This is a genomic window from Burkholderia sp. Ed8, from assembly GCF_040761425.1.
Classification (GTDB): domain Bacteria; phylum Pseudomonadota; class Gammaproteobacteria; order Burkholderiales; family Burkholderiaceae; genus Burkholderia; species Burkholderia seminalis.
In genome coordinates, this window is the sequence record NZ_CP142886.1 from 3,565,830 (window position 1) to 3,589,829 (window position 24,000).

Here is a 24,000-nt window from a genome sequence, read left to right on the forward strand (position 1 = left end):
GGCTGCCCATGAGCGCTCACGCCGCCCCCTCGCCCGACGCGCTGTCGCGGCGCGCCGAATTCAAGGCCGCCAAGACGGAGCTGCTCGAGCGTTTTCGCCACGCAACGACCGTCGCATCGCTGATGCACGCGCTGTCGAAACTCACCGACGATGCGCTCAAGCGCGTGTGGGACGACTGCGGGCTGCCCGCGACGCTCGCGCTCGTCGCCGTCGGCGGCTACGGGCGCGGCGAGCTCGCGCCCTATTCCGACGTCGATATCCTCGTGCTGCTGCCCGATGCGCACGACCCGGCGCTCGACGCGCGCATCGAGCGCTTCATCGGGATGGCGTGGGATCTCGGCCTCGAGATCGGCAGCAGCGTGCGCACGGTCGCGCAGTGCATCGAGGAGGCGTCGCAGGACGTCACGGTGCAGACCTCGCTGCTGGAGGCTCGCCGCATCGTCGGCAGCACCGCGCTGTTCGAGCGCTTCACGGTGCGCTACCACGAGGCGCTCGACGCCCGCGCGTTCTTCACCGCGAAGGTGCTCGAGATGCGCCAGCGCCACGCGAAGTTCCAGGACACGCCGTACAGTCTCGAGCCGAACGTGAAGGAAAGCCCCGGCGGGCTGCGCGACCTGCAGACGATCCTGTGGATCGCGCGCGCGGCGGGCTTCGGCAGCAGTTGGCGCGAACTCGACACGCGCGGCCTCATCACCGATCGCGAAGCACGCGAGCTGCGCCGCAACGAGGGCTTCCTGAAGACGCTGCGCGCGCGGCTGCACGTGATCGCCGGCCGCCGCCAGGACATGCTCGTGTTCGACCTTCAGACGCAGGCCGCCGAGAGCTTCGGCTACCAGCCGACGCAGACCAAGCGAGCGAGCGAGCAGCTGATGCGCCGCTACTACTGGGCCGCGAAGGCCGTCACGCAGCTCGCGACGATCCTGATCCAGAACATCGAGGCGCAGCTCTTCCCCGCGACGAGCGGCATCACGCGCGTGCTGTCGCCCGATCGCTTCGTCGAGAAGCAGGGGATGCTCGAGATCGTCGATGACGGCGTGTTCGAGCGTCATCCCGACGCGATCCTCGAAGCGTTCCTGCTGTACGAGACGACCCGCGGCGTGAAGGGCTTCTCCGCCCGCACGCTGCGCGCGCTGTACAACTCGCGCGAAATCATGAACAACACGTGGCGCCGCGATCCGCAGAACCGCGACACGTTCATGCGGATCCTGCAGCAGCCCGAGGGCATCACGCACGCGTTCCGGCTGATGAACCAGACGAGCGTGCTCGGCCGCTATCTGCTGAACTTCCGCCGCATCGTCGGCCAGATGCAGCACGACCTGTACCACGTGTACACGGTCGACCAGCACATCCTGATGGTGTTGCGCAACATCCGCCGCTTCGCGGTGGCCGAGCATGCGCACGAATACCCGTTCTGCAGCCAGCTGATCGGCAACTTCGAGCGCCCGTGGGTGCTGTATGTCGCGGCGCTGTTCCACGACATCGCGAAGGGCCGCGGCGGCGACCATTCGACGCTCGGGATGGCCGATGCGCGGCGCTTCTGCCGCGAGCACGGCATCGCCGGCGACGACGCGTCGTTGATCGTGTGGCTCGTCCAGCATCACCTGACGATGAGCCAGGTCGCGCAGAAACAGGACACGAGCGACCCCGAGGTCATCAAGCGCTTTGCCGAAGTCGTCGGCAACGAACGCTACCTCACCGCGCTGTACCTGCTGACCGTCGCCGATATCCGCGGCACGAGCCCGAAGGTGTGGAACACGTGGAAGGGCAAGCTGCTCGAGGACCTGTACCGCATCACGCTCGCGGTGCTCGGCGGCGCGAACCCCGACGCGCACTCGGAGCTGAAGTCGCGGCAGGAACAGGCGCTCGCGCTACTGCGCCTCGAGACCGTGCCCGACGACGCGCATCGCGCGCTGTGGGATCAGCTCGACGTCGGCTTCTTCCTGCGTCACGATGCGGCCGACATCGCGTGGCAGACGCGCGTGCTGTACCGGCACGTGAACGCCGAAACCGCGATCGTCCGCGCGCGGCCGTCGCCGATCGGCGACGCGCTGCAGGTGCTCGTGTACGTGAAGGATCGCCCCGACCTGTTCGCGGGCATCTGCGCGTATTTCGACCGCAACGGGCTGTCGGTGCTCGATGCACGCGTCAGCACGACGCGGCACGGTTATGCGCTCGACAACTTCATCGTCACGCAGACCGAACGCGACGTGCGTTACCGCGACATCGCGAATCTCGTCGAGCAGCAGCTCGCGACGCGGCTTGCCGAAACCGCCCCGCTGCCGGAGCCGTCCAAGGGCCGCCTGTCGAGGCTGTCGCGGACGTTTCCGATCACGCCGCGCGTCGACCTGCGGGCCGACGAGCGCGGCCAGTACTACATCCTGTCCGTGTCGGCCAACGACCGGCCGGGCCTTCTCTATTCGATCGCGCGCGTACTCGCCGAGCATCGGGTCGGCGTCCATGCGGCGCGGATCAATACGCTCGGCGAGCGCGTCGAAGACATCTTCCTGCTCGCGGGCGCCGGCCTGTCCGACAACCGCCTGCAGATCCAGCTCGAAACCGAATTGCTGCGTGCGATCGCAGTCTGAATGAATTCCAGCGTTTATGCGCACCAAACTAACCGTCAAGAATCCGAAGCCGGCGTCGCCGACCCGCGCCCCTGTCCGCTCCGGCAGCCTCGTCGCCCGCAAGGCGGTGCGTCCCGCCGCGCCGCCCGCGGGGGACAAGCCGGCCCGTCCGAAGAAGGCCGCCCCGGCCGCCGCTGGCGAACGCTCGTTCAAGCCGCGCGGCGCCGCCGGCGCCGAGCGCCCGGGCACGGATCGCGCACCGGCCAAGCGTGCGCCGCGTGACGGCGGTGCCGAACGCGGCACGCGCGCGCCTTATCGCGACAACGCCGCCGGCGAAGGTGCGAAGCGCAGCTTCGGCGACCGCCGCCCGTCGTCCGATCGTCCGCCGCGTCGTGACGACGATGCCCGCCCGCGCCGCGCGGGTGGCGACGACGATAAACGCCCGTCCTATCGCGACAAGGCTGCCGGCGAAGGTGCAAAACGCAGCTTCGGCGACCGCCGCCCGTCGTCCGATCGTCCGCCGCGTCGTGACGACGATGCCCGCCCGCGCCGCGCGGGTGGCGACGACGACAAACGCCCGTCCTATCGCGACAAGGCTGCCGGCGAAGGCGCAAAACGCAGCTTCGGCGACCGCCGCCCGTCGTCCGATCGTCCGCCGCGTCGTGACGACGATGCCCGCCCGCGCCGCGCGGGTGGCGACGACGACAAACGCCCGTCCTATCGCGACAAGGCTGCCGGCGAAGCTGCAAAGCGCAGCTTCGGCGACCGCCGCCCGTCGTCCGACCGTCCGCCGCGCCGCGATGACGATGCGCGCCCGCGCCGCGCAGGCGCCGACGACGGCAAGCGTCCGTCCTATCGCGACAAGGCATCCGGCGAAGGCGCGAAACGCAGCTTCGGCGACCGTCCGGCTCGTCCCGCACGCGATGGCGAGCGCCGCTCGTTCGGCGCGGTCAAGACCGCGCAACCGGTCAAGCGTGCGTCGGCCGACGTCGACTACGGCGACGAAACGGGCCTGATGCGCCTGTCGAAGCGGATGTCCGAGCTCGGCATGTGCTCGCGCCGCGAAGCCGACGAATGGATCGAAAAAGGCTGGGTGCTCGTCGACGGCGAACGCATCGACACGCTCGGCACCAAGGTCCGCGCGGACCAGAAGATCGAGATCGACGAGCGCGCGAGCGCCGCGCAGGCCGCGCAGGTGACGATCCTGCTGCACAAGCCGGTCGGCTACGTCTCGGGTCAGGCCGAAGACGGCTACGAGCCGGCGGCCGTGCTGATCACGCGCGCGAACCGCTGGAGCGGCGACCATTCGCCGGTGCGCTTCTCGCCGCAACACCTGCACGCGCTCGCGCCGGCCGGCCGGCTCGACATCGACTCGACCGGCCTGCTCGTGCTGACGCAGAACGGCGTGATCGCGAAGCAGTTGATCGGCGAGCAGTCGGACATCGACAAGGAGTACCTGGTGCGCGTGCGCTTCGGCGAGCGGCTCATCGACATCGACCAGCACTTCCCGGCGGAATCGCTCGCGAAGCTGCGCCACGGCCTCGAACTCGACGGCGTCGCGCTGAAGCCCGCGATGGTCAGTTGGCAGAACGGCGAGCAACTGCGCTTCGTGCTGCGCGAAGGCAAGAAGCGCCAGATCCGCCGCATGTGCGAACTGGTCGGCCTCGACGTGATCGGCCTGAAGCGCGTGCGCATGGGCCGCGTGATGCTCGGCGCGCTGCCGCAAGGCCAATGGCGCTACCTGTCGGCCGACGAGACGTTCTGAGCGCGGGCACACCCGGTGCGCCATGCAATGAAAAAGCCCGCGCAAGCGGGCTTTTTTCTTGTCCGCCGGACGCGGACGATCAGTCGTCGTCGGTCGGGTCGAGCCCCGGGAACAGCACCTCGGTGAAGCCGAAGCGCGTGAAGTCGGTGATCCGCATCGGATACAGCTTGCCGATCAGGTGATCGTATTCATGCTGGACCACGCGCGCGTGGAACCCGTCGGCGACGCGGTCGATCTTCGCGCCGAACTGGTCGAAGCCGCTGTAGCGCACCTTCGCGTAGCGGCTGACGACGCCACGCATGCCCGGCACCGACAGGCAGCCTTCCCAGCCCTCTTCCATGTCCGGCGGCATGTACTCGACCTTCGGGTTGATCAGCACGGTCTCCGGCACCGGCGGCGCGTCCGGGTAGCGGTTGTTGTTGCCGAAGCCGAAGATGATGATCTGCAGGCCGATGCCGATCTGCGGCGCGGCCAGCCCGGCGCCGTTCGCGTGATGCATCGTCTCGAACATGTCCGCGACGATTTCGTGCAGTTCGGGGGTATCGAACTGCTCGACCGGCTTGGCGATGTCGAGCAGGCGCGGATCGCCCATCTTCAGGATCTCGCGAATCATGGCGTATTGCCCTCCAGGAGTTGGTGCAGACCGTCTTCGTCCAGCACGGGGATGCCGAGTTCCTCGGCCTTCGCGAGCTTGCTGCCGGCTTCGGCGCCCGCGACCACGTAATCCGTCTTCTTCGATACCGAGCCCGCGACCTTCGCGCCCGCCGCCTCGAGCATCTCCTTCGCGGCATCGCGCGTGAGGTTCGGCAGCGTGCCCGTCAGCACGACCGTCTTGCCGGCCAGCACGCCCTGCGGCGCCTTCGGCGCGGGCGGCCCTTCCGGCCACGTGACCTTGCCCGGCGCGCGCAGCTGCTCGATCACCGTCCGGTTGTGCGCTTCCGCGAAGAACTGGTGGATCGACTCGGCGACGATCGGGCCGACGTCGTTGACTTCGAGCAGTTCCTCGATCGACGCGTCCATGATCGGCGTCAGCGAGCCGAAATGCTTCGCGAGATCCTTCGCGGTCGATTCGCCGACGTGGCGGATGCCGAGGCCGTAGATGAAGCGCGCCAGCGTCGTATGCTTCGCCTTTTCGAGCGAGTCGAGCAGATTCTGCGCGGACTTCTCCGCGAAGCGGTCGAGCTCGGCCAGCGTCGCGAAACCGAGATTGAACAGGTCGGCCGGCGTGCGCACGAGCTTCAGTTCGACGAGCTGGTCGATGATCTTCTCGCCGAGCCCGTCGATGTCGAGCGCGCGGCGCTGCGCGAAGTGCCACAGCGCCTGCTTGCGTTGCGCCGGGCAGAACAGGCCGCCCGTGCAGCGGGCGATCGCCTCGTCCGGCAGGCGCTCGATCTTCGAGCCGCACACCGGGCATTCGGTCGGCATCACGAATTCGGCCGCGTCGGCCGGACGCCGGTCGAGCAGCGCGCCGACCACCTCGGGAATCACGTCGCCCGCGCGGCGCACGATCACGGTGTCGCCGATCCGGATGTCCTTGCGGCGCACTTCGTCCTCGTTGTGCAGCGTCGCATTGGTCACGGTCGCGCCGCCGACGAACACGGGCTCGAGGCGCGCGACCGGCGTGATCGCGCCGGTGCGGCCGACCTGCACGTCGATCGCGACGAGCTTCGTCAGCGCTTCCTGTGCGGGAAACTTGTGCGCGAGCGCGAAGCGCGGCGCACGCGACACGAAGCCCAGGCGCTCCTGCTCGTCGCGCCGGTTGACCTTGTAGACGACGCCGTCGATGTCGTACGGCAGCGACTCGCGCTTCTCGCCGACCTTGCGGAAGAAATCGAGCAAGCCCTCGGCGCCGTGCACGACCGCGCGCTCGCGGTTCACGGGCAGGCCGAGCGACTCGTACCAGTCGAGCAGCACGCTGTGCGTGTCGGGCATCGGCATCCCGTCGAGCACGCCGATCCCGTACGCGAAGAACGACAGCGGACGCTGCGCGGTGATCTTCGAATCGAGCTGGCGCAGGCTGCCGGCCGCCGCGTTGCGCGGGTTCGCGAATTCGCGCTGCTCGGCCGCGCGCTGGCGTTCGTTCAGGCGTGCGAAATCGCGCTTGAACATCAGCACCTCGCCGCGCACGTCGAGCACGGCCGGTACGTGCTTGCCCTTCAGTTTCAGCGGAATCGAGCGGATCGTGCGCACGTTCTCGGTCACGTCCTCGCCCGTCGTCCCGTCGCCGCGCGTCGAAGCCTGCACGAACACGCCCTGCTCGTAGCGCAGCGAGATCGCGAGACCGTCGAATTTCAGTTCGCACGCGTATTCGACGGGTTCCGTCACCGAGCCGGCGAGATCGGTCGGCTTGTCGAGCGCATCGGCGACACGCTTGTCGAATGCGACGATGTCCTCGTCGGCGAAGCCGTTGTTCAGCGACAGCATCGGCGCGTCGTGGACGACCGGCGTGAAGCCGCCGGCCGCCTCGCCGCCCACGCGCTGCGTCGGCGAATCGGGCGTCACGAGTTCGGGATGGTCGGTTTCGAGCTGCTGCAGTTCGAGGAACAGCCGGTCGTATTCGGCGTCGGGCAGATCCGGCTGGTCGAGCACGTAATAGGCGTGGTTCGCCCGCTCGAGTTGGTCGCGCAGCCACGCGGCACGCGCGTCGGGCTGGCTGGCTGGCGGTTCGGCTTGGGTTCGGGCCATGCTGGCGGCAGATTCGTTCTGAAAAATCGGATGCCCGATTATCTCAGTTTGACGCCGCGACGGGGCGTGCAATGCAAGCCCGACGAGCGTGTTGCGGCGCACACGGAAGGGGGTGCGCCGCAGCGGCGAACGGTGGCGCGCACGCCCGCCGTCCGCGCCGTCGCGTTACTGGCTGAAGAGGCGGCGCGTGACGGCCGAACCGGCCGGGATGCCGGCTTCCTCGAGCTTCGCGTACAACTTCATCAGCTGCTGCTCGATCGCGAGCAGCGTCGATTCCGGCAGCGGCCGGCGCGAATCGTCGACGACGCGCGCGCCGATCCGTTCGGACAGCGATTTCGCGTAGTCGCACATCAACCGGAACGGCAGGATGTCCTCTTCGGCAACCGGCACGTCGAGCACCAGCGTGATCATGTTGCCGCCCTTGTAGGTCAGGTCGTCGCGCAGGAAGTTCGTGTCACCGAACTGCAGCATGAACACCGGGTTCTGCTTCGCGTCGAGCTTCACGAACCGCGTGCCGTCACGCGACAGCAGCAGCCCGTCCTGCGACGCGACCGCCTGCACGTAGTTCGCCGACCACGGCGCGCCGTCCGACATCACGTTGATCGACAGCTGCGCGTCGCACTGCGCGGCGAACGCGTCGAGCTCGCGCGCCATCGCGACCGTTTCCATCATGTCCGGGAATTCCGGTGCGCCGTCGATCGTGTCGGCGAACTGCTGGACGCCCGTCACGAATTCCGAGAATTCGAGTTCGTTCAGCGCGCCGCTGCGGTTCGCGAGCTGCGCGGCCGCGCGCAGTTCCTCGTAGCGCACGCCGTTCTGCAGCAGCTCCCACTGGCCGCCTTCCGGCTTGCCTTCGATGTGCACGGGCTTGCTGCCCGCGCGGCGCAGCCGCTGCGCGGCCGGCAGGATCTTGTCGCCCGGCAGCGGCCCGGCGAGGCGGATCGGCACGATGCAATCGATCCGGCGATCGACGATCGCGGGCGGCGCCGACGAAATCGTCGTCGCGGCCGGGATCACGGGTTCGGTCGGCTCGACCGGTTCGCCGGTTGCCGCGTGCTCGGCGGCGTGTGCGGCCGCTTCACCGGCGGCCGGTTCGATCGCCTCGGACGGCGTATCGCCGCCGGTCGCCTCGGCCTGCAGATCGGCCGGCGTGTCGGCCGGTGCGACCCCGCCGAACGTCGGTTCGACGCGCGCGACATCCGCCGACGCAGCGGCGGCGGCCGCGACCGGGGCCGCGGGCTCGCGGCGCACCGGCTGACGCACCGGCTCGATGAACGGCAACTCTTCGTCGCGCTCGGGGCGGTTCATCGCCTCGGCCGCTTCCTCCGGCATCGGGCGCGGCATCCTGCGCCGTACTTTCGCGCCCTGCCACGCGTTGTAGACCACGACGCCGCCCACCACGACAGCACCCGCGCCGATCAAACCGAGTGTCAACTCGTCCATGCACGCTCCATCAGCAATTCTTTTTGTCGGGACCGCGAACGGGCGCGTCATGCGCCACGCGAACGCGATCCGGTTTCGTCAAACGTCAATTCTGGGCAAAACCCGCGGCCGTTTCCATGTCCACCGCGACGATCCGCGACACGCCCTGCTCCTGCATCGTCACGCCGATCAGTTGCTGCGCCATTTCCATCGCGATCTTGTTGTGCGAGATGAACAGGAACTGCGTCTTGTCGGACATCGCGCGCACGAGATTCGCGAAACGCTCGGTGTTCGCGTCGTCGAGCGGCGCGTCGACCTCGTCGAGCAGACAGAACGGCGCCGGGTTCAGCTGGAACATCGCGAACACCAGCGCGGTCGCGGTCAGCGCCTTCTCGCCGCCCGACAGCAGGTGAATCGTCGCGTTCTTCTTGCCCGGCGGCTGCGCCATCACCTGCACGCCGGCATCGAGAATCTCGTCGCCGGTCATGATCAGCTTCGCCTGGCCGCCGCCGAACAGACGCGGGAACAGGTCGCTGAAATGGCGGTTGACCTCGTCGAAGGTGCCCTGCAGCAGCGTGCGGGTTTCCTGGTCGATCTTGTGGATCGCATCCTCGAGCGTCGTGATCGCGTCGATCAGGTCGGCCGACTGCGCGTCGAGGAACACCTTGCGCTCGCTCGCGGCCTTCAGCTCGTCGAGCGCGGCCATGTTCACCGGGCCGAGCGCGTTGATCGCGTTGTTCAGGCGCGTGACTTCGCCCTGCAGGTACGACGGCTTCAGGTCCGGCGTCAGCTTCGCGGACAGCGCGGCCTCGTCGACCTCGGCCGTCGCGAGCTGCTCGGCGAACTGCTCGACGGACAGGCGCGCGGCCTGCTCCTTCAGCTGCAACTCGGTGATACGGTCGCGCAGCGGCTGCAGCGAGCGCTCGGCCACGAGGCGTTGCTCGTCCGACGCGCGCAGCTTCGCGGTCAGGTCGTCGAGCTCGATCCGTGCGGCCTGCAGCGCCTCTTCCTTCACCGCGCGAATCTCGAGCGCGTCCTGCAGGCCCGTGTGCGCGGTCTGCTCGTTGATCGTCTCGAGTTCGGCGCGCGCGTCTTCGAGCGACCCGGCGACGCGCTCGCTCTGCTCGTGCGCGACCTGGATGCTGCGCTTGAGCTCGTCGATCCGCGTCACCGCGTTGCGCGCGGCGAAGCGCGCGTCGTTCGCGCCGCGCTCGAGGTCGCGCGCTTCCTGGCGCGCCTGCGTCAGCGATTCGTCGAGCGATTCGAATGCGAGCTGGTTGTCTTCGAAGCGCGCCTGCAACTCCGCGAGCTCGCCGTCGAAGCGCTCGAAATTCGCTTCCGATTCCGCGCGCAGCGCGCGCTGCTCCTCGATCTGCGCGCCGATTTCCTCGAGTTCCTCGCGGATCTGCGTGCTGCGCTGCGTGTAACGTTCGTGCGCCTGCGCCAGCTTCAGCACGTCCATCTGCAGCGCGTGCACGCGCTGGGTCGCACGTTCGGCCTGCGCGCGCACGTCGCCGAGCGCCTGCGTGGCCTGCGTGTGCGCGGCTTCCGCACGCACGGCGGCGGTGCGCGCCTCGTCGGCGAGCAATGCCTGCGCGCGCACCTGGCGCGTCAGGTTTTCGATTTCCTGCTGGCGGGCCAGCATCCCGGCCTGCTCCGAATCGGCGGCGTACAGCTGCACGCCGACACGCGTGACGATATGGCCGGCCTTGACGACGAACGCGCCGCCTGCCGGCAGCTGCGCACGCGCGGCAAGCGCCTGCGCGACGTCGTCGGCGACGTACACGCTGCCGAGCCAGTCGTTGAGCACCGCGCGGATGCCCGCGTCGTCGATGCGCACGAGCGACAGCACCGGACGCAGCCCGGCCACCGCGGCGAGCGGCTCACCGGCCGCGGGCGGCGCGTAGAACGCGAGCTTCGCCGGCGGCGCATCGGTCGCGAACGCCTTCACCCAGTCGAGATTCGACACTTCGAGCGCCGCGAGGCGCTCGCGCAGCACGGCCTCGAGCGCCGCTTCCCAGCCGGCCTCGACGTGCAGCTTCTTCCACAGACGCGGCAACGCGCCCAGCTCGTGCTTGTCGAGCCACGGCTGCACCTTGCCTTCGGTCTGCACGTTTTCCTGCAGCTGCTTCAGCGCGGCGAGGCGCGCCTCGAGCTGGTGGATCTGCGCGGCTTCGGCCTGCACGCGCTCCTGCGCGGCGCGGCGCTCGCCGTCGAGGCGCGGCACGGTTTCCTGCGCGTCGGCCAGGCGCGCCTGCGCTTCGGCGAGGATCTCTTCCTGCTCGGCCAGCTGCATGCGCAGCTCCTCGAGCTGCGCCTCGTCCGGCGCGTCGAGCCCGCCCGCTTCGCTCTTCAGGCGCTCGTGGCGCTGCTGAAGCTGCTGCAGCTGCTGGTCGGCGTTGCGCTGGTGCGCCGCCTCGAGCTTCAGCGACTGCTCGGTCTGCGCGATCCGCGCGCGCTCGTCGTTGAGCTGCGCCTGCGCGTCGCGCCACTTCGCTTCGAGCGCCGGCAGCGCATCGTGCTTCGCGGCCGCGTTGTCTTCGGCGAGCGCGGCCTTTTCGTCGGCCATCGCGCGGGCCTCCTCGGCCTCCTCCAGCTCGTCCTGCGACTTCTCGGCCTGCGCGCGCCATTGCTCGCGCTGCGCGTTCAGCGCGGCGATCTGCGCCTGCACGCGATTGCGCGATTCGACGATGAACTTGATCTCGGCTTCGAGGCGGCTGACCTCGGCGTTGGCCTCGTAGAGCGCGCCCTGCGCGCCCTGCATCGCGTCGCTTGCCGAGTAGTGCGCGACGCGCAGCGTCTCGAGCTGCGCCTCGACTTCGCGCAGCTTCGCCGTCTGCGCCTCGAGGTCGATCTGCGCCTGCTCGATCGCGCGCTGCTGCTTCTGCTGCTCGCCGGCGGCCTCGTTCTTGCGCAGCAGCCACAGCAGGCGCTGCTTCTCCTCGCCGTCGGCGACGAGTTCCTTGTACCGGGTCGCGACGACGGCCTGCGCCTCGAGCTTCTCGAGGTTCGCGCCGAGCTCGCGGACGATGTCCTCGACGCGCGTCAGGTTCTCGCGCGTGTCGTGCAGGCGGTTCTCGGTTTCGCGGCGGCGCTCCTTGTACTTCGACACGCCGGCGGCTTCCTCGAGGAACACGCGCAGCTCTTCCGGCTTCGCCTCGATGATCCGCGCGATCATGCCCTGCCCGATGATCGCGTAGGCGCGCGGCCCGAGGCCCGTGCCGAGGAAGATGTCCTGGATGTCGCGGCGGCGCGCCGGCAGGTTGTTGATGTAGTAGCTCGACGTGCCGTCGCGCGTGAGCACGCGCTTCACGGCGATCTCGCCGTACTGGCCCCACTGCCCGGCCGCGCGGCCGTCGGAGTTGTCGAAGATCAGCTCGACGCTGGCCCGGCTGCCGGGCTTGCGTGCGGTCGAGCCGTTGAAGATCACGTCCTGCATCGATTCGCCGCGCAGCTCGGAGGCGCGCGACTCGCCGAGCACCCAGCGCACGGCATCGATGATGTTGGACTTGCCGCACCCGTTCGGGCCCACCACGCCGACAAGCTGGCCCGGAACCTGGAAATGCGTGGGATCGACGAAGGATTTGAAGCCAGCGAGTTTGATCGAGCTCAGACGCACGGCGGTATCGGATGTGAAGAAGGTGTGAAACGGACGAGGCCGCACTGCGCGGGGCCGGAGGGCCCCTGCGCGCGACGCGCCCCGGAATTCAAAAACGGGGCCGCGCGCATCCAGCGTTGGGCCCCGCAAACGGCTTCCATCATACCATCGCGCGTGCGCCGTCCCGACCGTCGCGGGGTTTGCCCGATGCGGGCGCGGCACGATGGACCCGGCTCGACAGCAGCGTGGCCAGCACGATGCACGCGCCGCCCGCCCATTCGCGCGCGGTCGGCAGCTCGCTGGCGAACACCCACGCCGACAGCGCGGTGATCACGATCTCGAACAGCATGATGATCGACGCGCGGTTCGCCGGCACGCGGGCGAGGCCGTATTGCACGAGCAGGTTGTTCGACGCCATCGTCACGCCGATCGCGGCGATGATCAGCGCGGCCACGCCGAGCTGGCCGCCTGCCGGCGCGGCCGGCAGCCCTTCGAACAGCGACGCGATCGCGCCGAACACGGCCGCGCCGCCGAACAGCGTCGCGGTGCGCATTTCCGCGCGCATCTCCGGCAGTTCGCGGCTTGCCTTGATCACGAGCACGTTGCTCATCGCGAAGCTCAGCCCGGCCGCGAGGCCGGCCCATTCGGCCGGGTTGGCCGGCAGCGGCAGGCCGAGCTTCGGCGACCACAGCATCAGCATCGCCCCGCCGATCGACAGCGCCGCGAGCCCCGCGCCGGCCCAGGTCAGCCGCTCGCGCAACAGGAAGTGCGCGTAGACCGCGGTCCAGGCCGGGGTCAGGTAGAACAGCAGCATCACGCGCAGCACCTCGCCGTGGATCGTGCCCCACACGAAGCCGAGGTTCGTCACGCCGGCCGTCAACGCGATGCCCGGCAGCACCCAGTGCCAGCGCAGCGTCGCGATCGTGCGGCGCCGCGCGACGACCACGAACAGGAAGGCGACGAGGCTCGTCAGCGCGCTGGCCAGCGTACCCGTCACGCCGAGCGACGCGAGGATCCGCAACGGATACCAGATCAGGCCCCATACCGATGCGCCGATCAGGATGGCCAGCGTCGGCAGGCTGCCGCGTACCGCGTTATTCATTTGGTTCAATACCCTTCATTCCCTTTATTCGGCGGGCCTGGCCGCCGTTCCGGCCGGCCGTGACCGCATTCCGTCACGCTATAATCGTCCGTTGCGACCCGCGCCGTCGGCGCCCGTTCGCAGCCGTGCGGCACGCCCGCCGCTTCTTTCGCTCCAACCGGCCGCGATGGCCGCTTCGCCCGTGAACCCTCGACTCGACTCGCTCCAGCCCTATCCCTTCGAAAAGCTGCGCGCCCTGTTCAAGGACGTGACGCCTTCCGGCGACCTCAAACCGATCAGCTTCGGCATCGGCGAGCCCAAGCACGCGACGCCGGCGTTGATCCGCGACGCCGTGGTGGCCGCCCTCGACGGCCTCGCGTCGTACCCGGCCACGGCCGGCTCGGACGCGCTGCGCACGTCGATCGCGCACTGGCTCGAGCGCCGCTACGGGCTGCCGGCGATCGATCCGGCCACGCAGGTGCTGCCCGTGTCGGGGTCGCGCGAGGCGCTGTTCTCGCTCGCGCAGACGGTGATCGACGCCCGCCCGACCGCGCACGGCGAGAAGGCGATCGTACTCTGTCCGAATCCGTTCTATCAAATTTACGAAGGCGCGGCGCTGCTGGCCGGTGCCGAACCCTATTTCGCGAACAGCGACCCGGCCCGCAGCTTCGCGTGCGACTACGCGGCCGTGCCGGATGACGTCTGGGCGCGCACGCAGCTGCTGTACGTGTGCTCGCCGGGCAACCCGACGGGCGCCGTGCTGACGCTCGACGACTGGCGCGAACTGTTCGCGCTGTCCGACCGCCACGGTTTCGTGATCGCGTCCGACGAGTGCTACTCGGAAATCTATTTCGACGAAGCCGCACCGCCGCTCGGCGGCCTCGAGGCCGCGCACCGCCTCGGCCGTGGCTTCGAGCGGCTCGTGATGCTGTCGAGCCTGTCGAAGCGCTCGAACGTGCCGGGCATGCGCTCGGGCTTCGTCGCCGGCGACGCGGCGCTGCTGAAGCAATTCCTGCTGTATCGCACGTACCACGGCGCGGCGCTGTCGCCGGTCTGGCAGCACGCGAGCATCGCCGCGTGGAACGACGAGGCGCACGTGCGCGAGAACCGCGCGCTGTACCTGCAGAAGTTCAATACGGTCACCCCGATGCTCGCCGACGTGATCGACGTGAAACTGCCCGACGCCGCGTTCTACCTGTGGGCCAACGTGTCGCGCACCGGCCTGTCGGACACCGAGTTCGCCCGCCGCCTGTACGCCGACTATAATGTGACGGTTCTGCCCGGCTCGTACCTGGCGCGCGATGCGCACGGCACGAATCCGGGCCGCGATTTCATCCGGATCGCGCTCGTCGCGGGCACCCCCGAATGCGTCGAGGGCGCGCAACGCATCGTCGATTTCTGCCGGGCTCTCGCGCGGTAATCGTCCATCCCGATCAATTCCATCCATCTCCTGCGAAAACGAACATGTCGCAACAACTTCAGCAAATCATCGATACCGCCTGGGAAAACCGCGCCGAGCTGTCGCCCAAGGCCGCGCCCGCCGACGTCCGCGAAGCCGTCGCTCACGCGATCGAACAACTCGACCGCGGCGCCCTGCGCGTCGCCGAGAAGATCGACGGCAACTGGACCGTGCACCAGTGGCTGAAGAAGGCCGTGCTGCTGTCGTTCCGCCTGGAAGACAACGCGCCGATGCCGGCCGGCGGCTACTCGCAGTTCTACGACAAGGTGCCGTCGAAGTTCGCGAACTACACGGCCGAAGATTTCGCCGCGGGCGGCTTCCGCGTCGTGCCGCCGGCGATCGCACGCCGCGGCTCGTTCATCGCGAAGAACGTCGTGCTGATGCCGTCGTACACCAACATCGGCGCGTACGTCGACGAAGGCACGATGGTCGATACGTGGGCAACGGTCGGTTCGTGCGCGCAGATCGGCAAGAACGTGCACCTGTCGGGCGGCGTCGGCATCGGCGGCGTGCTCGAGCCGCTGCAGGCGAACCCGGTCATCATCGAAGACAACTGCTTCATCGGCGCACGCTCGGAAGTCGTCGAAGGCGTGATCGTCGAGGAAAACTCGGTGATCTCGATGGGCGTGTACCTCGGCCAGAGCACGAAGATCTACGATCGCGAGACGGGCGAGGTCAGCTACGGCCGCATCCCGGCCGGCTCGGTCGTCGTCGCCGGCAACCTGCCGTCGAAGGACGGTTCGCACAGCCTGTACTGCGCGGTGATCGTCAAGAAGGTCGACGCGAAGACGCGCGCGAAGGTCGGCCTGAACGAGCTGCTGCGAGGCGACTGATGGCCAAGCCGCACACCGTGGTCGTCTACGGCATTCCGAACTGCGACACCGTGAAGAAGGCCCGCGTGTGGCTCGACGATCACGGCGTCGAGTTCGAGTTTCACGACTTCAAGAAGCTCGGCGTCAGCGCGCCGCTGATCGAGGACTGGCTGAAGGACGTGTCGCTCGACGCGCTCGTGAACAAGCGCGGCACCACGTGGCGCGGCCTGGACGACGCCATGAAGGCGGCCGCCGAAACGAAGACCGGCGCGGTCGCGCTGATGATCCACAAGCCGTCGGTGATCAAGCGCCCCGTGCTCGTCGTCAACGGCCGCGTGAAGTCGCTCGGCTTCGTGGCCGATCAATACGCGGCGCTGTTCGCCGCCTAGGGCCGCCCGCGCTGCGCCCGTCGGCGCAGCCCGACGTCCCGTCGCTGCCGGCCACCGCGCCGGCATTTTTTATCGAAAGTGGTCCGAACCATGTCCGCCACCCTAGCCCTTACCGAACAGCTGATCGCCCGCGCGTCCGTGACGCCCGACGACCAGCACTGCCAGCAGATCATGACCGAGCGCCTCGCCGCGCTCGGCTTCGAATGCGAGACCATCGCGTCGCACGGCGTGACCAACCTGTGGGCCGTCAAGCGCGGCGCCGACGGCCGCGCCGGCAAGCTGCTCGCGTTCGCGGGCCACACCGACGTCGTGCCGACCGGCCCGCTCGAGCAATGGACCTCGCCGCCGTTCATTCCCGCCCATCGCGACGGCAAGCTGTACGGCCGCGGCGCGGCCGACATGAAGACGTCGCTCGCGGCGTTCGTCGTCGCGTCCGAGGAATTCGTCGCGGCCCACCCCGGCCACCGCGGCGCGATCGCGTTCCTGATCACGAGCGACGAGGAAGGCCCGGCCACCGACGGCACCGTGAAGGTCGTCGAATTGCTGCAGGAACGCGGCGAACGCCTCGACTACTGCATCGTCGGCGAGCCGACGTCGACGACCGAGCTCGGCGATGTCGTCAAGAACGGCCGCCGCGGGTCGATGTCGGGCGAACTGGTCGTCAAGGGCGTGCAGGGCCACATCGCGTACCCGCATCTCGCGAAGAACCCGATCCACCTGCTCGCGCCGGCGCTCGCCGAGCTCGCCGCCGAGCAGTGGGACGAAGGCAACGAATATTTCCCGCCGACCACCTGGCAGGTGTCGAACCTGCACGCCGGCACCGGCGCGACCAACGTGATCCCCGGCCACGCCGACCTGATGTTCAACTTCCGCTTCTCGACCGCCAGCACGGTCGAGGGCCTGCAGGCACGCGTGCACGCGATTCTCGACAAGCACGGCCTCGAATACACGCTGAAGTGGTCGGTCAGCGGCCTGCCGTTCCTCACGCCGCGCGGCGAACTGTCGGGCGCGCTGGAGAACGCGATCCGCACCGAGACCGGCATCACGACCGAGCTGTCGACGACGGGCGGCACGTCGGACGGCCGCTTCATCGCACGCATCTGCCCGCAAGTGATCGAATTCGGCCCGCCGAACGGCAGCATCCACAAGATCGACGAGCACATCGAGGTGCGCTTCGTCGATCCGCTGAAGAACGTGTACCGCCGCGTGCTCGAACAACTGATCGCCTGATGGAGCCTCGCATGACGACACCTTTTGCCACCGTTCGCGACCTGCTGCGCTACGCGGTCACGCGTTTCTCGAAGGCGAAGCTCGCGTTCGGCCACGGCTCGGACAATGCGTACGACGAAGCGGCCTACCTCGTGCTGCGCACGCTCGACCTGCCGCTCGACACGCTCGAGCCGTTCCTCGACGCGCGCCTGCTGCCCGACGAGATCGCGGCCGTGCTCGCGGTGATCGAGCGGCGCGCGGCCGACCGCGTGCCGGCCGCGTACCTCACGCATGAAGCGTGGATGCACGGCCACCGCTTCTACGTCGACGAACGCGTGATCGTGCCGCGCTCGTTCATCGGCGAGCTGCTCGACGACGGCCTGCAGCCGTATGTCGCCGACCCCGAGCAGGTCGGCGCGGTGCTCGAACTGTGCACGGGCTCGGGCTGCCTCGCGATCCTCGCCGCGAGCGCGTTCCCGAATGCCGAGATCGACGCGGTCGACCTGTCGGACAAGGCGCTCGAAGTCGCCGAGATCAACGTGCGCGACTACGGCCTCGAGGACCGCATCGGGTTGTACCACGGCGACCTCTACGCACCGCTGCCCGCCTTCCGCACCGACCCGGGCTCGCGCTACGACGTGATCCTGACGAACCCGCCGTACGTGAACGCGGCGTCGATGGCCGCGCTGCCGCCCGAATACCGGCACGAGCCGGAGATGGCGCTCGCGGGCGGCGACGACGGCATGGACATCGTGCGGCGCATCGTCGCCGAAGCGCACCGCTGGCTGCACGACGACGGCGTGCTCGTCGTCGAGATCGGCAACGAGCGCGAGCACGTCGAAGCCGCGTTCGGCGGCCTCGAACTCACGTGGCTGCCCACCAGCGCGGGCGACGACGCCGTCTTCCTGATCCAGGCGTCGGACCTGCCGCGCAAGGCCTGAGCCTTTCCGGCCCGCCCGCCGTGCGGCGCACCATTGCGCCGCACGGTTGGGTAAGATGCGCGTAGGCGGCCGCCCGGCCGCCCGACTTCAGGAGTCCGTCACGCGCCCATGACCCTCGACTGGCTACATCTCGGCACCCTGATCCTGACCGTCCATGTGCTCGGGATCGTCGCGGCGTGCCACGCGATCATGAACACGCGCACATCGCAAGGCGCGATCGCGTGGGCCGTCTCGCTTGCGGCCATGCCGTACCTGACGCTCGTTCCGTACCTGTTCCTCGGCCGCAGCAAGTTCTCCGGCTACGTCGACGCGCGGCGCCACGAGCTGGAAATGTTGCGCATGCACACACCGCGCTCGCCGTGGCTCAGCACCGACGCGACCGACGGTCCGGCCGCCGACGCGCTCGGCCAGTCCGCCGTGCTCGCGCTGACGCGGCTCGGCGGCATGCCGTTCCTCGGCGGCAACTCGGTGCGCACGCTCGTGAACGGCGACGCGACGTTCTCGGCAATCCTGTCGGCGATCGACGCCGCGCGCGACTACGTGGTCGTCCAGTTCTTCATCGTGCGCGACGATGCGCTCGGCCAGACGCTGCGCGACTCGCTGCTCGCGCGCGCGGCCGCCGGCGTGCGCTGCTGCCTGCTGTACGACAGCATCGGCAGCTTCGACCTGCCGCACAGCTACGTCGACACCTTGCGCCGCGGCGGTGTCGAGGTCCATCCGTTCGCGACCAACCGGAAGTTCGTCAACCGCTTCCAGCTGAACTTCCGCAACCATCGCAAGATCGTCGTGGTCGACGGCAATCGCGCGTTCGTCGGCGGCCACAACGTCGGCGTCGAGTATCTCGGCGCGAAACCGCGCCTGTCGCCGTGGCGCGACACGCACATCGAGATCCGCGGCCCGGTGGTCGCGAGCGTCCAGTACGTGTTCGCCGAAGACTGGCACTGGGCGACGCAGAAGCTGCCGCCGATCGCGCTGCCGCCGCCGGCCGAGCCCGGCGACGGCATGCATTGCCTCGCGGTGCCGATGGGGCCGGCCGACAAGCAGGAAACCGGCTCGCTGTTCTTCGTCGAGGCGATCAATGCCGCACGCGAGCGGGTCTGGATCACCACGCCGTATCTCGTCCCCGACGAGGCGGTGATCTCCGCGCTGAAGCTCGCGGTAATGCGCGGCGTCGACGTGCGCATCCTGATCCCGAGCCGGCGCGATCACTACGTGGTGTTCGAGGCGTCGAAGCTGTACGCGCGCGACCTCGTCGATGCGGGCGTGAAGGTATTCCGCTACCGGCCCGGCTTCCTGCACCAGAAGGTCGTGCTGATCGACCGCATCGCCGCGGCGATCGGCAGCGCCAATCTCGACAACCGCTCGTTCCGGCTCAATTTCGAGATCATGGTGCTGACCGTCGACCGCGCGTTCGCCGGCGAGGTCGAGACGATGCTCGAGGCCGACTTCGCGCAGGCTTACGAGGTCGACGCGAACGAATACCGCCAGTCGCCCGCGTGGCGGCGCATCGCGATGCACGTCGCGCGGCTGTTCGCGCCGATCCTGTAGCGGCCCGGGCAACATCGGAGCCTCCCGGCCGCCGCCCTCACAGCAGCTTGTCGATGTCGGCGGCGATTTCCTCGGGCTTCGTCGACGGCGCGTAGCGCTTGACGATGCGCCCGTCGCGATCGACCAGGAACTTCGTGAAATTCCACTTGATCGCCTTGAGGCCGAGAATGCCCGGCGCCTCGTCGGTCAGGTAGCGGTACAGCGGATGCGCGTGATCGCCCTTCACGTCGATCTTCGCGAACATCGGGAACGTGACGCCGTAGTTGCGCTCGCAGAACGCGCCGATCTGCGCGGCGTCGCCCGGCTCCTGCTTGCCGAACTGGTTGCACGGGAAACCGAGCACGAAGAAGCCGCGCGCCGCGTACTGGTCGTACAGCTTCTGCAGGCCCGCGTACTGCGGCGTGAAACCGCACTCGCTCGCGGTGTTGACGATCAGCAGCACCTTGCCGCGATACGCGTCGAGCGGGGCCGGCGCGCCGGCGAGCGTCTCTGCGCTGAACGAATACAGGGTGGACATCGGGCACTCCTTTTACGAAACCGGATCGACGTGGAGTCTAGGCGAAATTGCGCGGTTGCGGCATTCGCCGAGCGGCCGATGCCCGGCGAGCGCGGCGCGCAGTCTAGAATAGCGGTTTTGGCCAGTTATTTCCGCCGTGATCCGTTTCAATCAGTTCAGTCTTGCGCGCGGCACCAAGCCGCTGTTCGAGTCGACCTCGTTCGTGCTCAATCCCGGCGAGAAAGCCGGCCTGATCGGCGCGAACGGCGCCGGCAAGTCGACGCTGTTCGCGGTCCTGCGCGGCGAGCTGCACTCGGACGGCGGCGATTTCTCGATGCCGCCGTCGTGGCGAATCGCCCATGTGTCGCAGGAAACGCCCGCCGTCGACCGCTCGGCGCTCGACTACACGCTCGACGGCGACGCCGCACTGCGCGAGATCGAAGCGCGCATCGCCGCTGCCTCCGCCGCGCATGACGGGGCGGCGGAAGCCGACGCGCACGCGGCGTTCGCCGACGCCGACGGCTACACCGCGCCGGCCCGCGCCGAAGCGCTGCTGCTCGGCCTCGGCTTCACGCTCGCGCAGACGCGCGAATCCGTCGCGAGCTTCTCCGGCGGCTGGCGCATGCGCCTGAACCTCGCGCAGGCGCTGATGTGCCGTTCCGATCTCCTGCTGCTCGACGAACCGACGAACCACCTCGACCTCGACGCGATCGTCTGGCTCGAAGACTGGCTGCACCGCTACCCCGGCACGCTCGTCGTGATTTCGCACGACCGCGAGTTCCTCGATTCGATCTGCAACGTCACGCTGCATCTGGAAAACCGCCAGGTGAAGCGCTACGGCGGCAACTACTCGCAGTTCGAAGTGCTGCGCGCGCAACAACTGGCGCTGCAGCAAAGCGCATACGAAAAGCAGCAGAAGACGATCGAACACCTGCAGAGCTTCGTCGACCGCTTCAAGGCCAAGGCGACCAAGGCCAAGCAGGCGCAGAGCCGGATGAAGGCGCTCGAGAAGATGGAGCTGATCGCGCCCGCGCACATCGCGTCGCCGTTCACGTTCGAATTCCGCACGCCCGACGCCGCGCCGAACCCGATGATGGTGATGGAAGACGTCCGCTGCGGCTACCATGCCGACGACGGCGCAGACATCCCGATCGTCGAGCGCGTCGCGCTGTCGATCCAGAACGGGCAGCGCATCGGCCTGCTCGGCGCGAACGGCCAGGGCAAGTCGACGCTGATCAAGACGCTGGCCGGCACGCTCGCGCCGCTGTCGGGGCATGTCCGCGACGGCAAGGGCCTGACGATCGGCTATTTCGCGCAGCACCAGCTCGAAACGCTGCGCGAGGACGATTCGCCGCTCGCCCATCTGGCGCGGCTCGCGCCCGACACGCGCGAGCAGGAACTGCGGGACTTCCTCGGCGGCTTCAATTTCTCGGGCGACATGGCGACGAGCCCGGTCGGCCCGTTCTCCGGCGGCGAAAAGGCGCGCCTCGCGCTGGCGCTGATCATCTGGCAGAAGCCGAACCTGTTGCTGCTCGACGAACCGACGAACCACCTCGACCTCGAAACGCGCCACGCGCTGACGATGGCGCTCGCGCAGTTCGAAGGCACGCTGATCCTCGTGTCGCACGACCGCCACCTGCTGCGCGCGACGACCGACCAGTTCATGCTGGTCGCGAAGCACCGGCTGCAACCGTTCGACGGCGACCTCGACGACTACCGCGACTGGCTGCTGCAGCACGCGGCCGAGCAACGCGCGGCCGCGAAGGCCGATAGCGCGGCTTCGCCGGGCGCCGGTGCCGCGGCCACCCGCAAGGACCAGAAGCGGCAGGCCGCCGAGGAACGGCAACGCCTGTCGGTGCTGAAAAAGCCGCTGCAGACGCGCATCACGAAGCTCGAAAAGGAAATGGAGACGCTGCACGCGGAGAAGGCGCGGCTCGACGCGTTCGTCGCCGATCCGGCCAGCTACGAGGCCGAGCGCAAGACGGCGCTGACCGACGCGATCCGCAAGCTCGGCGACGTCAACACGCGTCTCGAAACGGTCGAGGCCGACTGGCTCGCCGCACAGGAAGAACTCGAGCAGATCGGCTGATACACGCGCGCGGCGCGCCGGCTGCCCCGGGGGCGATTCGACACGTCGCCGGGCACGCTCCGACCCCGGATACGACAAGGCCGGACGCACCGGCCCGGCCTTGCAGACTGGATTGCCGCAGCCCGGCGGTTCGCCGCGCCACCGGCTCAGCGCCGCGGCAACGTATCGCGCGGCATCTGCTCGTCGTCACTCATCAGGTATCGGCGCCCTTCGGTCGGCCGCCGGATCGCGGCAGCGACTTCCGCTTCCGTCACGTCCTCGGACACGACCTTGCGCGCGAGGCGCCCTTCGTCGTCGATCCATTCGACGATCCGGCATCCGCCGCCCCACGGCTGGCGAATCGGCTCCGACACGCGGCAGCCGCGCAGGTTGTAAAGGCGTCCGCCCGGCGCTTCACCATACGATTTCAACATAGGTTCCCTTCGCATTGCGCGGTTCGACAACCCGGCAAAGGATAGGGAAAAGCGATGTCCGGCGGGTTACAGGAGCCTACATATTCTTTACAACGAATTACGCGCCAGATCGCCGGGCATGCCCGGCCCGCATGCCTGCCCGGCCGGTCACTCGAGATCGCGCACGCGGTCGATCGCCTGCTCGAGGCGATCGACGGCCATCACGTTCAGCCCTTCGATCGGCTGCTTCGGCGCATTCGCCTTCGGGATCAGCGCGGACGTGAAACCGAGCTTCGCGGCCTCGCGCAGCCGCTCCTGCCCGCGCGGCGACGGCCGGATCTCGCCCGCCAGCCCCACTTCGCCGAACACGATCAGCCCCTTCGGCAGCGCCTTGTTGCGCATCGACGAATGGATCGCGAGCAGCACCGCGAGGTCGGCCGCCGGCTCGGTGATCTTCACGCCGCCCACCGCATTGAGGAACACGTCCTGGTCGAAGCACGCGATGCCCGCATGCCGGTGCAGCACCGCGAGCAGCATCGCGAGCCGGTTCTGCTCGAGGCCGACCGCGAGCCGTCGCGGGTTCGGCACGTGCGCGGTATCGACGAGCGCCTGGACTTCGACGAGCAGCGGCCGCGTGCCTTCCTGCGTGACGAGCACGCACGAGCCGGGCACGACCTGCTCGTGCTGCGACAGGAACAGCGCGGACGGATTCGCGACGCCGCGCAGCCCGCGCTCGGTCATCGCGAACACGCCGAGTTCGTTGACCGCGCCGAAGCGGTTCTTGAACGCGCGCACGAGCCGGAACGACGAGTGCGTATCGCCTTCGAAGTACAGCACGGTGTCGACGATGTGTTCGAGCACGCGCGGGCCGGCCAGGTTGCCTTCCTTCGTCACGTGACCGACCATGATGATCGCGGTGCCCGACTGTTTCGCGATGCGCGTGAGCTGCGCCGCGCACTCGCGCACCTGCGCGACCGAGCCCGGCGCCGACGTGAGCGCTTCCGAATAGACGGTCTGGATCGAGTCGATCACGGCCACGTCCGGCCGTTCCGTATCGATCGCGGCCTGGATCTTCTCGAGCTGGATCTCGGCGAGCAGCTTCAGCTCGTCGGCCGGCGTGCCGCCGTCGAGCAGCGCAAGCCGTTGCGCGCGCAGCGCGATCTGCGCGGCCGACTCCTCGCCGCTGATATAAAGCGCGCGCCGCTCGCTCGCGATATCCGCGAGCGACTGCAGCAGCAGCGTCGACTTGCCGATGCCGGGATCGCCGCCGATCAGGACGACACCGCCCGGGACCAGCCCGCCGCCAAGTACACGGTCGAATTCGCCGATGCCGGTCGAGAAGCGCGGCACGTCGGCCGCTTCGATATCGACGAGACGCTGCACGGGCGCCCGCTTCGCGAGCGACTGGAAACGATGGGCAGCCGGCGATTCGGCGACCGATTCGACGAGCGTGTTCCAGGCCTGGCACGACGGGCACTGGCCCTGCCACTTCGGGGTCTGTCCGCCGCACTCGCTGCAGACATAAACGGTTTTCTGTTTGGCCACGCGCG

17 protein-coding genes are annotated in these 24,000 nt (G+C 68.7%); 9 read left to right on the forward strand and 8 right to left on the reverse strand.

Features of this window, described 5'->3' with window-relative positions; translation table 11 throughout:
- Window positions 1–8 precede the first annotated feature (8 nt).
- A complete protein-coding gene (locus VXM69_RS30410; protein ID WP_301741536.1) occupies window positions 9–2,585 on the forward strand; it encodes a [protein-PII] uridylyltransferase in 2,577 nt (858 codons plus the stop codon).
- Window positions 2,586–2,601: 16 nt separating this feature from the next.
- Window positions 2,602–4,329 carry a pseudouridine synthase gene (locus tag VXM69_RS30415; protein ID WP_367189710.1) on the forward strand — a complete coding sequence of 576 codons (1,728 nt, stop codon included), beginning with the start codon at window positions 2,602–2,604 and terminating at the stop codon, window positions 4,327–4,329.
- Window positions 4,330–4,408: 79 nt separating this feature from the next.
- Here VXM69_RS30415 and def read toward each other — a convergent pair whose 3' ends face one another.
- The 5 genes from def to VXM69_RS30440 form a co-directional block, all read right to left on the reverse strand.
- Window positions 4,409–4,942: a peptide deformylase gene (def, locus tag VXM69_RS30420; RefSeq protein ID WP_034188851.1), complete on the reverse strand. Its 534-nt coding sequence runs from the start codon at window positions 4,940–4,942 to the stop codon at window positions 4,409–4,411.
- Complete coding sequence (gene ligA, locus VXM69_RS30425) at window positions 4,939–7,014, reverse strand: NAD-dependent DNA ligase LigA (RefSeq protein WP_367189711.1); 2,076 nt, start codon at window positions 7,012–7,014, stop codon at window positions 4,939–4,941. Before ligA ends, def begins: the two co-directional genes overlap by 4 nt.
- A 165-nt stretch (window positions 7,015–7,179) precedes the next feature.
- Window positions 7,180–8,457, reverse strand: coding sequence for a cell division protein ZipA C-terminal FtsZ-binding domain-containing protein (locus VXM69_RS30430; protein ID WP_367189712.1), 1,278 nt, complete (start codon window positions 8,455–8,457; stop codon window positions 7,180–7,182).
- A gap of 85 nt (window positions 8,458–8,542) precedes the next feature.
- Entirely contained in the window at window positions 8,543–12,055 is a 3,513-nt protein-coding gene (gene smc, locus VXM69_RS30435) for a chromosome segregation protein SMC (protein WP_367189713.1), read from the reverse strand.
- Window positions 12,056–12,194: 139 nt separating this feature from the next.
- The gene (locus VXM69_RS30440; RefSeq protein ID WP_367190229.1) at window positions 12,195–13,136 is read right to left on the reverse strand and encodes a DMT family transporter; all 942 of its coding nucleotides are present in this window, start codon (window positions 13,134–13,136) and stop codon (window positions 12,195–12,197) included.
- A 166-nt stretch (window positions 13,137–13,302) separates the two neighbouring features.
- On the opposite strand from VXM69_RS30440, the gene dapC reads away from it, so the two are divergent.
- The 6 genes from dapC to cls all read left to right on the forward strand — a co-directional run bounded on the left by dapC (window position 13,303) and on the right by cls (window position 19,473).
- Window positions 13,303–14,535, forward strand: coding sequence for a succinyldiaminopimelate transaminase (gene dapC / locus VXM69_RS30445; protein WP_367189714.1), 1,233 nt, complete (start codon window positions 13,303–13,305; stop codon window positions 14,533–14,535).
- Window positions 14,536–14,579: 44 nt separating this feature from the next.
- Window positions 14,580–15,407: a 2,3,4,5-tetrahydropyridine-2,6-dicarboxylate N-succinyltransferase gene (dapD, locus tag VXM69_RS30450; RefSeq protein WP_006759623.1), complete on the forward strand. Its 828-nt coding sequence runs from the start codon at window positions 14,580–14,582 to the stop codon at window positions 15,405–15,407.
- A complete protein-coding gene (locus VXM69_RS30455; protein ID WP_006478478.1) occupies window positions 15,407–15,775 on the forward strand; it encodes an ArsC family reductase in 369 nt (122 codons plus the stop codon). The genes dapD and VXM69_RS30455 overlap by 1 nt, the downstream gene beginning before the upstream one ends.
- A gap of 90 nt (window positions 15,776–15,865) precedes the next feature.
- Window positions 15,866–17,005 carry a succinyl-diaminopimelate desuccinylase gene (gene dapE / locus VXM69_RS30460; RefSeq protein ID WP_049030978.1) on the forward strand — a complete coding sequence of 380 codons (1,140 nt, stop codon included), beginning with the start codon at window positions 15,866–15,868 and terminating at the stop codon, window positions 17,003–17,005.
- Window positions 17,006–17,016: 11 nt separating this feature from the next.
- Window positions 17,017–17,925: a 50S ribosomal protein L3 N(5)-glutamine methyltransferase gene (gene prmB, locus VXM69_RS30465; protein ID WP_367189715.1), complete on the forward strand. Its 909-nt coding sequence runs from the start codon at window positions 17,017–17,019 to the stop codon at window positions 17,923–17,925.
- Window positions 17,926–18,033: 108 nt separating this feature from the next.
- Entirely contained in the window at window positions 18,034–19,473 is a 1,440-nt protein-coding gene (gene cls, locus VXM69_RS30470) for a cardiolipin synthase (protein WP_367189716.1), read from the forward strand.
- Window positions 19,474–19,510: 37 nt separating this feature from the next.
- On the opposite strand, the gene VXM69_RS30475 is transcribed toward cls, so the two are convergent.
- Window positions 19,511–19,990 carry a glutathione peroxidase gene (locus VXM69_RS30475; protein WP_034188860.1) on the reverse strand — a complete coding sequence of 160 codons (480 nt, stop codon included), beginning with the start codon at window positions 19,988–19,990 and terminating at the stop codon, window positions 19,511–19,513.
- A 136-nt stretch (window positions 19,991–20,126) separates the two neighbouring features.
- Here VXM69_RS30475 and VXM69_RS30480 point away from each other — a divergent pair, with 136 nt between their 5' ends.
- Window positions 20,127–22,058 (forward strand): ATP-binding cassette domain-containing protein, encoded by a 1,932-nt coding sequence (locus tag VXM69_RS30480; protein WP_034188861.1) that lies wholly within the window; start codon window positions 20,127–20,129, stop codon window positions 22,056–22,058.
- A gap of 146 nt (window positions 22,059–22,204) precedes the next feature.
- On the opposite strand, the gene VXM69_RS30485 is transcribed toward VXM69_RS30480, so the two are convergent.
- Window positions 22,205–22,471 (reverse strand): DUF2866 domain-containing protein, encoded by a 267-nt coding sequence (locus tag VXM69_RS30485; protein ID WP_034188862.1) that lies wholly within the window; start codon window positions 22,469–22,471, stop codon window positions 22,205–22,207.
- Between the two features lie 147 nt (window positions 22,472–22,618).
- On the reverse strand, window positions 22,619–23,995 hold the full coding sequence (radA, locus tag VXM69_RS30490; protein ID WP_367189717.1) for a DNA repair protein RadA: 1,377 nt from the start codon (window positions 23,993–23,995) through the stop codon (window positions 22,619–22,621).
- Window positions 23,996–24,000: the final 5 nt, after the last annotated feature.